General features: G+C 63.3%; 16 protein-coding genes. 9 read left to right on the forward strand and 7 right to left on the reverse strand.

Annotation, left to right across the window (positions count from 1 at the left end; all coding sequences use genetic code 11):
* The first annotated feature begins 91 nt into the window (after window positions 1-91).
* The gene (locus VF769_RS01815) at window positions 92-1,285 is read left to right on the forward strand and encodes an MFS transporter (RefSeq protein ID WP_331006656.1); all 1,194 of its coding nucleotides are present in this window, start codon (window positions 92-94) and stop codon (window positions 1,283-1,285) included.
* Here VF769_RS01815 and VF769_RS01820 read toward each other — a convergent pair.
* The 3 genes from VF769_RS01820 to epmA are packed head-to-tail and all read right to left on the reverse strand — an operon-like array spanning window position 1,282 to window position 3,687.
* Window positions 1,282-2,274 carry a lysine-2,3-aminomutase-like protein gene (locus VF769_RS01820; protein ID WP_331006657.1) on the reverse strand — a complete coding sequence of 331 codons (993 nt, stop codon included), beginning with the start codon at window positions 2,272-2,274 and terminating at the stop codon, window positions 1,282-1,284. The two genes, VF769_RS01815 and VF769_RS01820, sit on opposite strands and share 4 nt — an antisense overlap.
* A gap of 1 nt (window position 2,275) precedes the next feature.
* The gene (locus tag VF769_RS01825; RefSeq protein ID WP_331006658.1) at window positions 2,276-2,767 is read right to left on the reverse strand and encodes an N-acetyltransferase; all 492 of its coding nucleotides are present in this window, start codon (window positions 2,765-2,767) and stop codon (window positions 2,276-2,278) included.
* A complete protein-coding gene (gene epmA, locus VF769_RS01830; RefSeq protein ID WP_331006659.1) occupies window positions 2,764-3,687 on the reverse strand; it encodes an EF-P lysine aminoacylase EpmA in 924 nt (307 codons plus the stop codon). The genes VF769_RS01825 and epmA overlap by 4 nt, the downstream gene beginning before the upstream one ends.
* Window positions 3,688-3,832: 145 nt before the next feature.
* On the opposite strand from epmA, the gene efp reads away from it, so the two are divergent.
* From efp to VF769_RS01855, 5 genes are all read left to right on the forward strand, one after another.
* Window positions 3,833-4,408, forward strand: coding sequence for an elongation factor P (gene efp / locus VF769_RS01835; RefSeq protein ID WP_331006660.1), 576 nt, complete (start codon window positions 3,833-3,835; stop codon window positions 4,406-4,408).
* 40 nt (window positions 4,409-4,448) lie between these two features.
* Window positions 4,449-4,904 (forward strand): AAC(3)-I family aminoglycoside N-acetyltransferase, encoded by a 456-nt coding sequence (locus tag VF769_RS01840; protein WP_331006661.1) that lies wholly within the window; start codon window positions 4,449-4,451, stop codon window positions 4,902-4,904.
* A 28-nt stretch (window positions 4,905-4,932) separates the two neighbouring features.
* The gene (locus tag VF769_RS01845; protein ID WP_331006662.1) at window positions 4,933-5,232 is read left to right on the forward strand and encodes a hypothetical protein; all 300 of its coding nucleotides are present in this window, start codon (window positions 4,933-4,935) and stop codon (window positions 5,230-5,232) included.
* On the forward strand, window positions 5,232-5,585 hold the full coding sequence (gene arsC / locus VF769_RS01850) for an arsenate reductase (glutaredoxin) (RefSeq protein WP_331006663.1): 354 nt from the start codon (window positions 5,232-5,234) through the stop codon (window positions 5,583-5,585). The genes VF769_RS01845 and arsC overlap by 1 nt, the downstream gene beginning before the upstream one ends.
* Before the next feature lie 139 nt (window positions 5,586-5,724).
* Window positions 5,725-6,294 carry a lipoprotein gene (locus tag VF769_RS01855; protein ID WP_331006664.1) on the forward strand — a complete coding sequence of 190 codons (570 nt, stop codon included), beginning with the start codon at window positions 5,725-5,727 and terminating at the stop codon, window positions 6,292-6,294.
* Here the strand turns inward: VF769_RS01855 and VF769_RS01860 are convergent, their stop codons facing one another.
* Both VF769_RS01860 and VF769_RS01865 read right to left on the reverse strand, forming a co-directional pair.
* Window positions 6,295-6,717, reverse strand: coding sequence for a hypothetical protein (locus VF769_RS01860; RefSeq protein WP_331006665.1), 423 nt, complete (start codon window positions 6,715-6,717; stop codon window positions 6,295-6,297). It lies immediately after the preceding gene.
* 81 nt (window positions 6,718-6,798) lie between these two features.
* Complete coding sequence (locus tag VF769_RS01865) at window positions 6,799-7,281, reverse strand: hypothetical protein (RefSeq protein WP_331006666.1); 483 nt, start codon at window positions 7,279-7,281, stop codon at window positions 6,799-6,801.
* Window positions 7,282-7,448: 167 nt separating this feature from the next.
* Here VF769_RS01865 and VF769_RS01870 point away from each other — a divergent pair, with 167 nt between their 5' ends.
* Window positions 7,449-7,805 (forward strand): DUF1428 domain-containing protein, encoded by a 357-nt coding sequence (locus tag VF769_RS01870; protein ID WP_331006667.1) that lies wholly within the window; start codon window positions 7,449-7,451, stop codon window positions 7,803-7,805.
* 59 nt (window positions 7,806-7,864) lie between these two features.
* Here the strand turns inward: VF769_RS01870 and VF769_RS01875 are convergent, their stop codons facing one another.
* Window positions 7,865-10,072 carry a M3 family metallopeptidase gene (locus VF769_RS01875; protein ID WP_331006668.1) on the reverse strand — a complete coding sequence of 736 codons (2,208 nt, stop codon included), beginning with the start codon at window positions 10,070-10,072 and terminating at the stop codon, window positions 7,865-7,867.
* A gap of 203 nt (window positions 10,073-10,275) precedes the next feature.
* Between VF769_RS01875 and VF769_RS01880 the strand changes: the two genes are divergently transcribed.
* On the forward strand, window positions 10,276-10,923 hold the full coding sequence (locus VF769_RS01880) for a hypothetical protein (protein ID WP_331006669.1): 648 nt from the start codon (window positions 10,276-10,278) through the stop codon (window positions 10,921-10,923).
* 123 nt (window positions 10,924-11,046) lie between these two features.
* Window positions 11,047-12,162, forward strand: a complete 1,116-nt coding sequence (locus tag VF769_RS01885) for a hypothetical protein (protein ID WP_331006670.1) — start codon at window positions 11,047-11,049, stop codon at window positions 12,160-12,162.
* Here VF769_RS01885 and VF769_RS01890 read toward each other — a convergent pair whose 3' ends face one another.
* Window positions 12,163-14,085 (reverse strand): PAS domain S-box protein, encoded by a 1,923-nt coding sequence (locus VF769_RS01890; RefSeq protein WP_331006671.1) that lies wholly within the window; start codon window positions 14,083-14,085, stop codon window positions 12,163-12,165.

Consider the following 14,085-nt stretch of genomic DNA (forward strand, 5'->3'; position numbering starts at 1 on the left):
CCCGTCCGCCTTGTCCGCGTTTTGACGCTGCTCAAAGGGCGGGGGCAATTGTCACGCTTCCCTTCGTGCGCCGATGCGCTATCAGCGCCGCATGAAATCCGCGAACGGCTCTCTAGCCGCCCTTGTCGGTGTCGTGCTCATCGGCATGACCGGCTTCGGCGTCTTTCTGCCGATCTTTCCGTTCCTCGCGCTCGAAGTTGGCGCGACGCCAACCGCGACGACGATCGCAATGGGCGCCTATTCGCTGGGCCAGCTGATCTCGTCGCCGTTCTGGGGCCGTTTGAGCGACCGCTTGGGCCGCAAGCCCATCCTGATTGCCGGCCTCATCGGCGGCGTACTCTCCTACCTCTGGATCGCGCAGGCGCGCAGCGTCGAAGAACTCGGCGCCGCGCGTCTGTTCGGGGGGCTGATGGCCGGCAATGTTGGTGCGGCGTTCGCGGCGGCGGCCGATCTTGCCACCGATAAGACCCGCGCACGCAACATGGGCTTGCTCGGCGCGGCCGTCGGATTTGGCTTCATCGCCGGCCCCGCGCTCGGCGCGCTGTTGATCGGTGGCGAGCCCAGCCGCGAAGGCTTCGCCCTGGTCTGCTACGCGAGCGCTGGCTTAGGCGTGCTGGCGACGCTGGCGGCGCTCCTGCTGTTCCGTGAAACGCTCTCGGCCGAGGCGCGTTTGCCGGCTGGGGTCGATCGTCCGCGGCGCATGCAATTGCTCGCTTCGCGTCCGGCGTTGACGCGTTTCGTGATTGTGATGTTCTTGATGATCGCGGCCCAGGCCTTGATGGAGACTGTGTTCGGCTTGTGGGCCGACGCCGAATTGGGGTGGGGGCCGCGCGAGGTGGGCTGGACGCTTGCGGCGCTCGGCGTTGGCGCTGTGCTCTTGCAGGGCGGCGGAGCGGGCGCGGCTTCACGCGCCCTAGGGGAACGCCTGACGCTGTTCATTGGTCTTGCGCTTTTTGCGGCGGGGCTGGGCGGTCTCGCGGTCTCGCACGAAGTCTCGACAACGGCCGCTGCACTCACCGCCCTCGTGTTCGGCCTCGGTCTCGCGACGCCCGCGCTTAATGCGCTGATCGCGGCGCAGGCCGCCGAGCACGAGCGCGGCGCGGTGATGGGTCTGTCGCAATCGGCCGGCGCGCTTGGGCGGGTGGCTGGGCCGCTCGGCGCAGGCGCCTTATTCGACGCCTACAGTTCGGCAGCGCCATTCGTGGCGGGAGCTGTGCTGATCTTGTGTGCGCTGTTCGTGGCTTTGGGCGAGCCGGCCAAGGAGATAATCGGCTCTAGCAATTAATCGCTATATTTGCGCCAGACGCCGTTGCGGTCGCGCACTTCGTACGCCTCGTCATCCTCGCGCAAACTTGGGCTCGCCAGCGGCGCTTTGCCGTGGCCGCCTGGAATATCCAGCACGTAAGTCGGCTGCGCCACGCCCGAGGCGCGTTGATGCAGCTCTTGCACCAATTCTTGCCCGCGCGCGATCGAACAACGGAAGTGCGAGGTGCCCTGGGCTTTGTCGAGATGGTGCAGGTAATAAGGCTTCACCCGCGCTTCGACCAAACCACGCATCAATGCCTCTAGCGCCTCGACACTATCGTTGACGCCCTTCAGCAGCACAGTTTGCGACAGCATCGGCACGCCGGAATCAACGATCCGCGCAATCGCCGCGCGCGCTTGCTCCGTCAGCTCGCGCACATGATTGGTGTGCAGCACGACGTATGTCGTCGCGCCCTCGACGCGCAGCGCCGCCACCAAATCGGGCGTCACGCGCAGCGGATCGACGGCGGGAATGCGCGTGTGCCAGCGAATGATCTTCACGTGTTCGATCGCAGCCAGTCGTTCCGTAATCTCGCGCACGCGGCGCGCCGAAAGCAGGAACGGATCGCCGCCGGTGAGGATCACTTCCCAAATGCCGGGCTGGCTTTCGATATAAGCGAGCGCCGCGTCCAGCTCCGCGCCGCTCAGTGTGCCGTCACCCTGCGGGCCGACCATCTCGCGGCGAAAGCAGAAGCGGCAATAGACCGGGCACACGTGCACCAGCTTCAGCAAGCAGCGATCGGGATAGCGATGCACCACGCCTTTCACCGGCGTATGCGGCTCATCGCCAATCGGATCGCTCAATTCATCGGGCGCGATCTCCAATTCACGCGCGTCGGGGCGGAATTGTGCGGCGATCGGGTCTTCTGGATTGGTCGGATCGATCAGCGCGTCCATCGCCGGCGTAATCGCCACGGCGTAACGCGCGGCCACCTGGTCGAGCGGATCGGGTTTCGGTTTGGCGCTCAATTCAAACTCCGAAAGCCTTCGCGTAACGCACGCGACCACCGGCTTTCAGCGCATCGGGCCGAAGCTCTAGCGCCATAAAGGCCGGACCCGAAAACGGAGCTTGCAGTGATTCCGCCGCCGCCGCCGAGAAGCCGAAGCGTGGATAATAGTCCGGATGGCCCAAAACAATGATCGCCGACAGGCCAAGATCAGCGCAGGCGGCGTTGCCAGCTTCGATCAGCGCCTTGCCCAGCCCGGCTCGTTGAAAGGCCGGAAGGACGGAAACCGGCGCGAGCGCGGCCGCTGATAAAATTTCGCCGTCGCGTTCGATTTTGAGCGGCGAATAGAGGATGTGGCCCCGCAGCGCGATGTCCGTCGCCGAAACGAGCTCCACCAGCGCATCGCCATCCGCGCGCAGCTGCTCCACCAAATTCGCCTCGTCGTCCTGCGCAAAGGCATGGCGGACGACGGCGCGAATTGCGGGATAGTCGCTGGAAATAGCGGGGCGGATCATTCCGGCGTCCAAAGCACATCGTTGATGTGTCGCGCGCCCGTCGCCAACATCACCAAGCGATCGAAGCCGAGCGCCACCCCGCTCGCGGGCGGCATGTGTGCAAGCGCGGCCAGGAAATCCTCATCGATCGGCCAACGCGCGCCATAGCGCTTCTGCTTTTCATCCATCGCTTCAATCAAGCGGCGGCGTTGTTCGACCGGGTCGGTGAGTTCGCCGAAGCCATTGGCGAGCTCGACGCCGCACGCATAGAGCTCAAACCGCTCCGCCACGCTGGCGTCGCGCGGCGAGCGCCGCGCCAGCGCCGCTTCCCGGATCGGGTATTCCGTCAGCAAAGTCAGCGCGCCATCGCCGAGTTGGGGCTCTATATGCTGCACTAACGCCGCCGAGAACGCGTCGCCATTGTCTGGCATCGGCACGGGTGAGAGCTGGTCGAACGCCTCATGCACGGTGAGGCGTTCCGCCGCGGTGAACGGATCACAGCTGCGCTTGCCCCATTCGAACGTCGATGCGCCCGCCGCCTTCGCCGCCGCGCGCACGATCTCGACGCAATCATCCATGATCGCCTCGTAGGGCGCGCTCGCGCGATACCATTCGATCATTGTGAACTCAGGCGCGTGCAGCGGCCCGGTCTCGCCGCGCCGCCATGTCTTGCCCAGAAAGAAGATGTTCTTCTCGCCGGCCGCCAGCAGCTTCTTCATTGCGAATTCGGGGCTCGTGTGAAGGTAACGCCCGTCCGCCTCGAACGCATCGATATGCGTCTCCGCGCCGGGCGACACCGTGAGCATGGCCGGCTCGGCTTCCACGAAGCCTTGCGCCCAGAACCATTCCCGCACCGCGCGCAGGATCGCCGCCCGCTTATGCAGAAAGCCCTGCCGGTCCTGATGCCGGGCGCGGTCCCAGAAGGGGGAGGGTGTGGTCATTTCTGCGTTTTACTCGCGAAATCGAGGTTTACGGGCGCCCGCCCCGGCTTGGCCGGGCCGGCAAACCCAGCTAGAGAGGCGGCCAATTCCGGTCCTTTTGACATGAGAAAGCGCCCCCGGCGACCCGGCGGCAAGTGAGGTTTACGTGGTTAAAGTCATCGCCAGCGACGTCCGCAAAGGCAACGTGCTCGAGCACGAAGACGGCAAGCTTTATGTCGTCATGAGCCACGAAACCTTCCGTCCAGGCAAGGGCACGCCGACGACCACGATCGTCATGCGCCGCATCATCGACGGCGTGAAGACCACGGCCGTGTTCAAGACCACGGATGCGCTCGAAAAAGCTTTCGTCGAGCAGATCAAGCACACCTATCTTTTTGACGACGGCGACGCTGGCCTCGTGTTCATGAACCCAGACACGTACGAGCAGGTGCATCTGTCGCGGGACATGGTGGGCGATTCCGTCGCTTACCTGCAGCCGGAAATGGTGGTTGATCTCACCATGTTCGAAGGCCAAGCGCTTTCGATTGAATTGCCGCCGCGCATTATCGCCACGATCGAGACCACCGAACCGGTCGTAAAGGGCCAAACCGCGTCATCGTCCTATAAGCCGGCGATGCTGGACATCGGCGTAAAGACGATGGTGCCGCCGCACATTGACGCCGGCACCCGTGTCGTGATTTCGACCGAAGACGGCTCTTACGTCGAACGCGCCAAGGATTGATCGCGCTCCGCCTTGTGGCCGGAGCGGCTGGAGGCGGAAGATGAGTTTCAGTGTCGAGCGTTTGCAGGCTGGCGACATCGCGCGGTTCCGCGCGATGAACGCGCTATTCGCAGCCGTGTTCGAAGACCCGGACAGCTACGCCGCAGCGCCGCCGAGCGACGCGTACGTCGAAGCATTGCTGCGCAACGAGACCGTCTTCCCGCTGGTCGCGATCGAGCAGGGCGAGATCATCGGCGCGCTGGTGGCCTACGAACTCGTGAAGTTCGAGCAGGCGCGCAGCGAAATCTACATCTACGACCTCGCGGTGTCTGAAGCGCATCGCCGCCAGGGCGTTGCGACTGCTTTAATCCAGCGTCTGCGCGAACTCGCGGCCGAGCGCGGCGCGTGGGTGCTCTACGTGCAGGCCGATTATGGCGACGAGCCGGCGATCGCGCTCTACACCAAGCTCGGCCGCCGCGAAGACGTGATGCACTTCGATATCGATCCGGCTAAATAGAAGGCATTGCTTCGTTAAGGGAAACGCGATGGCTTGGTTTCGCTTGTTCGCCTGCGGGGAGGACTTCCCCGTCATCCTCGACAACAATGTCGAGATCGTCGGCTTCTACACCACCCGCTATATCGAAGCGCCGACACAAGGCGAAGCCGAAGCATTGTGCTCCGAGCTGCTGTTCGAAGACGAAGACCTTCAACCGCCGCCAGGCGATTGGAGCGATCTGCAGCCGCGCATCGTGTTCGAAGAGGTCGAGCAGGTCGCCGAGCCGATCAACATCGACGACAATTTCTCCTTCTTCCCGATGAGCGAAGAGGACGAGGAGGATTATTGATGGCCAAGAGGGCGACCATCTACCACAACCCCAAATGCTCCACCTCGCGCCAAGTGCTCGCGATGATCGAGGCCGCTGGCTACAAGCCCGAAATTGTCGAGTATTTGAAAACTGGGTGGACCAAGAAGCAGCTCAAGGAGCTGTTCGCTGCTGCCGGTCTCACAGCGCGCCAGGCGCTACGCACCAAGGCGGCGGAAGCGGAAGAGCTTGGTCTGCTCGATGGCAAAGTCAGCGATGCAAAGCTGATTGACGCGATGATTGAACATCCAGTCCTGGTTGAGCGCCCGTTCGTCGTCACGGCCAAGGGTGCGGCGCTCGCGCGGCCCAAGGAGCGCGTGCAAGAGATTTTGTGAAGCGCTGGTTTCGCGTTGACTTGCCGCCTGTGCCGCGGGTCACAGCCCAATAAATCGTGCGCCGCCATTGAAGCGTCGTGGACAAGACGCGTTCGCGCACGCTAGGGGTCGCGCGGGGCAAGTTGAGAGGGATCAGCGAATGATGCGAAAGATTCTGTTGGCCGCTGTGGCGGCGATGGCGCTGAGCGCCTGTAACCAGATGGGCGCCGGTCCGGCCCTGCCGCCAGTGCAAGAAGGGGCTCAGGCGCCATCGACGCAGGCTCGCCCGACCGGGCAGGTCCAACGGGCGCAGATCGATGAGGCCACGCGCACGCAGCTCATCGCCAATATCGGTGAGCAATTGGGTGCAATCAGCCAGAATTTTGCGTCCGGCATGACGCCGCCAGAGGGCGCCACGGACCAGATTGTGCCGCTTGAGCCAGGGACGGACCATCGCTGGACGATCAACCTCACAGCCAACACGGCCTATACCTTTGTCGGGGCTTGCGATGGTGACTGCACCAATGTTGATATCGAACTGATTAGCATGAGCACGGGGGGCGTCGTCGCCAGCGACATGCTGCCGGACGATTATCCCGTGGTTCAGTTCACGCCGCCGGCGGACGGCCAGTACATGGTGCGTACGCTGCTGCAGAATTGCTCGGTGGCGCCCTGCTATGTCGGGTCGCGCGCGCTCTCGATGCCGGCCAGCGGCGCCGCGCCGAAATAGCTAGGCGTAAGGATAACAGGCCTCGCGCGGCAGGTTCAGATGGACGTGCCGCGCGAGTGCCTCGATCGCACGCTCGTGCGCGATGTAGGGGTCGCCGTTTTCCGGCCCAACGATGACGATGCGAAAGCCCGCCTGCTCGCGTCCTTGCGGCGGAAGCATCGCGGTGGCTAGCCCGGCGCCGTCGTCCGCGCGCAACGTCACAAACATCGGCATCGCCTTGGCGATGTGGTCTTTCAGCCCGATTTCCTGCTCGAAGCTCGCGCCGCCCTTGGGCGCGCGATAGCTTTCGCGCGCCGCCGCCTCGTAGCGGCGGAAATACTTGTCAACGGCGTGACGCATCAGCGCCGCTTCTGCTTCCGCTTCGGCCTCGGTCTCAATTCTGAACCAAGTCGCGCCGCCCGGCGCATCGCACACGTACCGCATGCGCAGCACTATAGCGCGAAGTTCCGTAGCCTCTAATACGCGTCAGCAGTTTTCAAGCGCACGTGATACGCGCAGCACGCATCAGCAGGGGACGTCGACCATCAGATAGCGGTTGGCGTAGCGATCCCATTGCCGCTCGCGGCACATACGCTGCGGGCGTTGATCTTCATAATAAGGCCGCTCGGGCGCGTAGCCGTAATCCTGCTCGTAGGCCGAGCGTGGGTCTTCGTAATAGCCGCCCTGGTCGTAGCCCTGGTTGTAATATTGGGGCGGTGGCGCGCAGCGTTGGTAATTGTCATAGCATCGCGCGCGCGGCGGCGGCGCTTGACGCGGCTGGCTGGCGAGCGCCGCGCCCAAGGTGACGCCCAACACCAGTCCCAATACGCCCGCCGCGACTTCGTCGTCGTCATTATCGCGATGGCGGCGGTGGCGATCGTAATAATGATGGTCGCGGCTGCTCCAATAGCCGTCGTGACGTCGGTCGCGGGCATCCGCGCTCACCGGCGCCAGAGTCGTCAAGGCAAAAGCGAGCGTAGCCGCGAGGGCGGTCAATTTGCGCAACATAATCATGCTCCCAAACCAACGCTGCGCCCTGGCGGCTGAATCCCACCTGAATCCAACCTGAACGCGCTGGCTGTCGCTTGCACCGCATTTCGCGCACGCGCACTCATCGGATTTGTCGGTGGGCGCAGCGCCGGTTCGTCCTAGGTTGGAGCAACGGAGGAAGACCCATGCCTTATGTCGATGGTTTCGTGCTGGCGGTGCCGAGAAATAAAGTGGAGCAATACAAGGAGATGGCGCGGCTTGGCGGCGAGGTTTGGATGGAGCATGGCGCGCTGAGCTATGTCGAGTGCATAGGCGACGACGTGCCTTACGGGGAACTCACGTCCTTCCCGCGCGCCGTCCAAGCCAGGGACGACGAGGTCGTTGTATTTTCCTGGATTACCTACGAATCCCGGGCCAAACGGGATGAGGTCAACGCGAAGGTCATGGCCGACCCGCGCATGAACCAATACGATCAGAACAATACGCCGTTCGACGGCAAACGCATGATCTTCGGCGGCTTCGAAAGCTTCCTCGCACGCTAGGCAGAGAAAGGGGCGCGCATCTTGCGATGCGCGCCCCCAAGGCTGCGAATGTTCCGGGCTTAGCGCTGTTCGCTGCTCTCGCCCGTCGGGAAGCCGCGCGTGCGCAGCAACGCGTTCACGTCCGGGTCGCGGCCGCGGAATTGGCGATAGGCCTCCGCGCGGTCGGTGGTGTTGCCCGGCGCCAGGATGATGTTGCGCATACCGGCGGCGACCGTCGGATCGAACACGTTGCCGGTGCTTTCAAACATTTCCCAGGTATCGGCGTCCATCACTTCCGACCACAGGTAGGAATAATAGCCAGCCGAATAGGCGTCACTGGAGAACAAGTGCCCGAATTGCGGCAGGCGGTGACGCATCGCTATTTCACGCGGCATCCCAAGCGAGGCGAGCGTTTCACGTTCGAACGCGTCCACATCCGTGATTGCCTCCGGGCGGTTGTGCAGCGCCATGTCGACGAGCGCTGAGGAGAGATACTCCACCGTCGCGTAGCCTTGGTTGAAGGTCGACGCATTGTTGATGCGATCCACCAGCGCCTGCGGCATCGGCTCGTTCGTGCGATAGTGGCGCGCGAACTGATCGAGGATCGGGCGTGACAGCACCCAATGTTCGTGCACTTGGCTCGGGTACTCGACGTAATCGCGCGGTGTGTTGGCGAGACCCGGGTAGTTCACGGTCGAGACGAGGTAGTGGATGGCGTGACCAAACTCGTGGAACAGCGTCTGTGCATCGTCGAGCGAGATGAGGATCGGCTCGCCCGGCGCGCCGCGCACGAAATTGTTGTTGTTCGACGCGATCGGCGTGATCTCGCTGCCCATGAAATTTTCATGGCTGCGATAGGTGTTCATCCACGCGCCAGAGCGCTTACCGGCGCGGGCGAAATTGTCGAGGTAGAACAGGCCCTGATACGAGCCGTCGCGGTCGGTCACTTCAAACACGCGTACGTTTTCTTCAAACACAGGCACCGTGCCCGTGATCTCGCGGAACGAAAGACCATAGAGCTGGTTGGCCATGTAGAAGGCGGCGTTGACCATGTTGTTCAGCTCGAAATACTCGCGCACTTCGTTCTGATCGAGGTTGTAACGGTCGCGGCGCACTTGCTCGGCGTAGAAATTATAATCCCACGGCTCGATCGTGATGTTGGCGCGTTGACGATCGGCGATCGCCTGCATGTCGCGTACTTCTTCGTGCACGCGCGCGACGGCGGCGGGCCACACGCGCATCATCAAATCCTGCGCGCGTTCCGGCGTGCCGGCCATCGTGTCGGCCATGCGCAAATGCGCGTGCGTCGGGAAGCCGAGGATCTGCGCGCGCTCAGCGCGGAGGCGCAGAATGTCGGCGATAATGCTATTGGTGTCGTTGGCGTCGCCGTTGTCGCCACGGTTCTTGAACGCCGTCCACACGCGCTGACGCAGCGCGCGATTGGTGGAGAAGGTCAGGAACGGATCGACGCTGGAGCGCGTGTTTACAACCGCCCATTCGCCTGGTCGGCCGCGCTCCGTCGCGGCGGCGGCGAGTGCGGCGACAATGTTCGGCGGCAGGCCGGCAAGGTCGCGACGATTGGTGATGTAGATCGCGGTGTTTTCATCCGCGAGCAGGCGACGGCCGAAATCAGCGAACTTCGAGGAGAGTTCTTCGTTGATCGCGCCGAGGCGGGCTTGTTGTTCCGGCGTGGCGGCGGCGCCAGCGCGCACGAATTGATCGCGCGTGCGTTCAAGCAGACGCAATTGCTCGGCGGTGAGGCCGAGATTGGCGCGGTTTTGGTAGAGCGTGTCGATGCGCTGGAAAAGCGCGCGATTGAACGTGATCGCGTTATAGGCAGCGGTAATGCGCGGCGACCATTCAGCTTCCACTTCCTGGACGGCTGGTGTGGAGACGTTATCGGTCATCACGCCAAAGATCGTCGTGGCGCGGTCGATGTGACGGCCGGCGTCCTGCATCGCCGCGATCGTGTTGTCGAATGTCGGCGCGGCCGGATTGGTGGCGATGACCTGCACTTCCGCTTCTTGCAGGGCGAGGCCCAGTTCAAGCGCCGGCGCCAGCAATTCAACGCGGGCCTGGTCCCACGGCGGCACGCCGCCATGCGGGCCGGTCCAAGGCTTCAACAGCGGGTCTTGGTTGGCTTGTGCGCTCAAACGGGCGACCTCGGCTTGCGCCGCTTGGTGGGCGGCGACGGCTTCGGCGCTGATCTGCGAACCGGCGGTGGCGCAAGCGCTGAGCGCCGGCGCACTGACGGCGAGCAAAAGCGCCAGGATGTGAGACTTGTTCATGGAACCCCCAATAAGGAAACACGCCGGTGGGCGCCGGCGGTGGTTGGAACAGACTTTGGCCAGGGCTGGGCCGCCAGGGCAAGACGAACCGGCGCCGCGCCCGCGCCCCATCACATCAATTTGCGACGAACGGGCGGGGTTCCGGGACGGGCGGGTGGCTGCTATGGCAGGGCAAGCGTGGGGACGCTTCCGGAGGATTAGTGATGCGCGCAGCAATTTTTGCCCTGGTTTCCGTGGGCGCCCTGGCGGCCTGCAGTCCAAGCGCGCCGAGCGGCGAGAGCGGCCAAGCGAGCGTTAGCGATGTTTTCCCCAACCTGAATGCCGCCGCGTTCCGGGCCGAAGCCAACATCATGCGCGAGGGCCAAACCGTTCCGGTCGTCATGATCCGCGACGGCCAGAAGTTGCGCATGGAAATCAACGCGCCGCAGGGCCAAAGCACCATAATCACCAACGGCGAAACCGGCGAGAGCTTCATTGTCGCCACCGCTATGGGGCAGACGCACGCGATGCGGTTGCAGCAGCAGGACAATGAGGATCCTACCGCCGATTGGCAGGGCGAAATGACGACCGCCGCGCGCACGGGGTCGTGCTCAATCGCCGGGGAAAACGGCGCGGAATGGACGCGCGACGAAGGCGGGACGCCGCACACCGCCTGCGTCACCAGCGACGGCATCATCCTGCGGGCGACCGAGGGCGGCCAGACCGTGTGGGAAACCACGAGCGTCCAGCGTGGCCCGCAATCGGCCGACCTCTTCACCCTGCCAGAAGGCGTGCAGGTGATTGATCTGAACAATATGGGCGCGGCCATGGAAGACATGATGGCCCGCGCGCGGGCGCAAGCCGGCCAATAAGCCGACGCATTCTCCTCGGAAGAGAGGCGGCGCCCGGGGGAGACTCGGGGCGCCGCTCCCCGTTGTGCGACGCCGCACGGCGGGCTACAGGTCAAGGCTCGGCTAGGGACGGCGGACGTCTAAATGGTTAATTTTGCAGAGGCTAGTGCATTTGCGCCCGAACTTGCGTCGCGGGTGATGCGCCTCTTGCCGCGCGAGTTCCAGGATGCGTTCGTCCAATCGCCGAACGTGTTCATGTTCTTCATGTCGATGGCCCTGGCCGCGGTCTTGATCGCCGCGTTCTGGATGCTGACGGGCATGGGCAAGGCCTCCAGCATGGCGCGGATAGCGCTGCGTGCGCAGGCGCTGAAGCGCAACAAGGATCATCGCGCCCTTGTGCTGATCGCCGAGATCGAAGGCGGCGGCGGAGAACTGCGCCAAGAGATGAAGGAAGCGATCGAGGACAATTTCGGCATGTTCTCGTTTGAGCAGGACGTGCAGGTCGATCTCTTCCCGATCAAACTCAAAACCGTTTCGCCGAAAGCGCATCCCGAAACACGCCGCCGCGTCGCGGTGGAGGCCGCTGAAGCGCTCGAACGCTCGGCCGCCGATGTGATCATCTGGGGCAAGCGCAATATGCTCGGCAAACTCGATCTGCGTCTGACGACGCTGCCGGGTTATGGCCGCACGCATGACGTGCAGGATTTCCAGCTTGGCTGGCGCACGGGTCGTCCGGATGAAATCGTGCAGCGCGCGCTGGCGTTCGCGCTCGCGCGCAAGGCGCGCCCGGTGCTGCATCGCCCGCAAGATTATAAGCCGGATCGTCTGCAGCCGATTGTCGAGGCGCTCGACAAAATGGTCGAGGCGCGCGCGGAAGAAATCAGCGACAATCTTCAACTCGATATTCTGTCGGACTTCGCGTCCGGCGCGCTTAGCCTCGGCGAACGTGGCGGCCACATCAAATATCTGACGAAGGCGCTCGATGCGCGTCAGCGTTACCTTGACGCTGTCGATCGCACCACCGATCCAGGCGCATGGGGCGCGGCGCAGCAAGAGATTGGCCGGGCGTTGACGGCGTTGGGTGAACGCGAAGGCGCGCGCGACAAGCTGGAAGAGGGTGCGGCGCGCTTGCGTCTCGCCATGGACGCGCTGCGCTCGACGGATTCACTGCAACAAGCCGAAGTGGCGCTGCGTGCGCTGCAACGCGCCGAACAAACCTTGCAGCAGCGCCGTCGCGTCGGCCTGCGCTGGCCGGGCTAGTCAGACAAGAGAGTCCAGCGTTTCACGCACGCGGCGCGCCAGCTCCGCGAGCCGATACGGCTTGGACAACAGCATTGCGTATTGGTCGACTTGCCCGCGCCGTGTCAGCGTCTCTTGCGGATAGCCCGACGTGAACAGAACGCGCAACCCAGGTACCTTCGCGCGTGCTTGCGCCGCCAGCTCCCAGCCGCTGATGCCGCCCGGCATGACGATATCGGTGAAAAGCAGGTCGGGTCGTGCGCCGCCGTGCAGCAAATTGAGCGCCTCACGACCGTCCGAGGCGACGATGGTGCGATAGCCAAGTTGCTCCAGAGAAGAGATCACATGGCTTCGGACGAAGGGATCATCTTCAACAACGAGGATGGTTTCGTCGCCGCCTTCGTTCGCGCCGAAATCGTCGTTGCGCAGCGCGGGCGGCTGCTCTGAATCGGCCTCGGCCGCCGGCAGGTAAAGCCGCACGCTCGTGCCTAGCCCCTGTTCGCTGTAGATGGCGACGTGCCCGTTGGATTGCTTGACGAAACCATACACCATTGAGAGTCCGAGCCCGGATCCCTTGCCGACTTCCTTGGTCGTGAAAAAGGGCTCAAAGGCGCGCTCAAGTGTCTCCTTGCTCATCCCTTCGCCATCGTCAGTCACACAGACCGAAACATATCGCCCGGGTCTCACATCCGAGCTGCGCGCGAGAGCGGTTTGGTCGAGATCGATTTGCTCCACGGAGAGCGTGAGGACGCCGCCGCTGGGCATGGCGTCCTGTGCGTTGATGGAAAGATTGAGTAGGGCGTTTTCGAGTTGCGCGGGGTCCGCCATGGCAAAGATGGGCGATGGCGTTGACGCGATGCGCAGATCGATGTTCTCGCGGAGGGTGCGTTTCAGCAGCACCCGCATGCTTTCGACGAGAGCAGTGCAATTTACCGCCGTCGGCTGCAGCATTTGGCGGCGGCTAAACGCGAGCAGGCGCTGTGTGAGTTCCGCGCCGCGTTCGGCGGCGGCAACGATGGTGTCGGCCACATTGCGCAAATCGGCGCGCGCCTTTAGGCGCGCCGACAAGGCCTCGGCGTTGCCAAGGATCACGGTCAGCAGATTGTTGAAGTCGTGCGCGATCCCGCCAGAAAGCTGGCCGACCGTCTCCATCTTCTGAGCTTGCACCAATTGTTCCTCGGTGCGCTTCCGGACGGTGAGATCATGAACGATGCCGACAAAGATGGATCTGTCGTCTTGCTCGGCCTCGCCTACGGACAATTCCATCGGGAATGTCGAGCCGTCCTTGCGCCGACCTTCGACTTCGCGGCCGATGCCGATGATCTTGGGTGCGCGTGTGCGCACGTAATTTCCTATGTAGGAATCATGCTGCTCGCGATATGGCCCAGGCATCAGCATACGCACGTTCTGGCCGATCACTTCGTGCGCACGATACCCGAACAATCGCTCGCACGCGGGATTGAACATCAAAACCGTGCCGCCGGAATCGATCAGGATCACGCCATCGACCGCGGTTTCCACCACCGCGCGCAGCCGTTCGGCGCCCTCGCGCAATGCCTGCTCCGACGCCTTGCGCTCGGTGAGATCGCGGATGACGCCGACATAGATCGGCTCACCATTCTCTTCGGATTCGCCGACGGACAAATCCATGGGAAAGGTCGCGCCGTGGCGCTTCAAACCCCACACCTCGCGCCCAATGCCGATGATTTTTCGCTCGCCGGTTTCACGATAATTGCGCAGGTAATCGTCGTGTCCGGCTTGGTACGGCTCCGGCATCAACATTTTCACGTTGCGGCCGATCACTTCAAACGAAGCGTAGCCAAACAACCGTTCGCACGCCGGATTGAACATGAGGATGACGCCACGTGCATCGATCAGAATGACACCGTCCACGGCGGTGTCGACGACGGCCCGGAGGCGGGATTGCTCGTTGGCGCCTGGCAT

Origin of the sequence: Vitreimonas sp. (assembly GCF_036392335.1) — a bacterium.
Taxonomy (GTDB): domain Bacteria; phylum Pseudomonadota; class Alphaproteobacteria; order Caulobacterales; family Aquidulcibacteraceae; genus Vitreimonas.

What these genes read in the sequence shown, in the direction of transcription:
- VF769_RS01815 (WP_331006656.1), top strand. Translation starts at nt 92, where the DNA reads ATGAAATCCGCGAACGGCTCTCTAGCCGCCCTTGTCGGTGTCGTGCTC.
- VF769_RS01825 (WP_331006658.1), bottom strand. Translation starts at nt 2,767, where the DNA reads ATGATCCGCCCCGCTATTTCCAGCGACTATCCCGCAATTCGCGCCGTC.
- epmA (WP_331006659.1), bottom strand. Translation starts at nt 3,687, where the DNA reads ATGACCACACCCTCCCCCTTCTGGGACCGCGCCCGGCATCAGGACCGG.
- VF769_RS01840 (WP_331006661.1), top strand. Translation starts at nt 4,449, where the DNA reads ATGAGTTTCAGTGTCGAGCGTTTGCAGGCTGGCGACATCGCGCGGTTC.
- VF769_RS01845 (WP_331006662.1), top strand. Translation starts at nt 4,933, where the DNA reads ATGGCTTGGTTTCGCTTGTTCGCCTGCGGGGAGGACTTCCCCGTCATC.
- arsC (WP_331006663.1), top strand. Translation starts at nt 5,232, where the DNA reads ATGGCCAAGAGGGCGACCATCTACCACAACCCCAAATGCTCCACCTCG.
- VF769_RS01855 (WP_331006664.1), top strand. Translation starts at nt 5,725, where the DNA reads ATGATGCGAAAGATTCTGTTGGCCGCTGTGGCGGCGATGGCGCTGAGC.
- VF769_RS01860 (WP_331006665.1), bottom strand. Translation starts at nt 6,717, where the DNA reads ATGCGGTACGTGTGCGATGCGCCGGGCGGCGCGACTTGGTTCAGAATT.
- VF769_RS01865 (WP_331006666.1), bottom strand. Translation starts at nt 7,281, where the DNA reads ATGTTGCGCAAATTGACCGCCCTCGCGGCTACGCTCGCTTTTGCCTTG.
- VF769_RS01870 (WP_331006667.1), top strand. Translation starts at nt 7,449, where the DNA reads ATGCCTTATGTCGATGGTTTCGTGCTGGCGGTGCCGAGAAATAAAGTG.
- VF769_RS01875 (WP_331006668.1), bottom strand. Translation starts at nt 10,072, where the DNA reads ATGAACAAGTCTCACATCCTGGCGCTTTTGCTCGCCGTCAGTGCGCCG.
- VF769_RS01880 (WP_331006669.1), top strand. Translation starts at nt 10,276, where the DNA reads ATGCGCGCAGCAATTTTTGCCCTGGTTTCCGTGGGCGCCCTGGCGGCC.
- VF769_RS01885 (WP_331006670.1), top strand. Translation starts at nt 11,047, where the DNA reads ATGGTTAATTTTGCAGAGGCTAGTGCATTTGCGCCCGAACTTGCGTCG.
- VF769_RS01890 (WP_331006671.1), bottom strand. Translation starts at nt 14,085, where the DNA reads ATGCCAGGCGCCAACGAGCAATCCCGCCTCCGGGCCGTCGTCGACACC.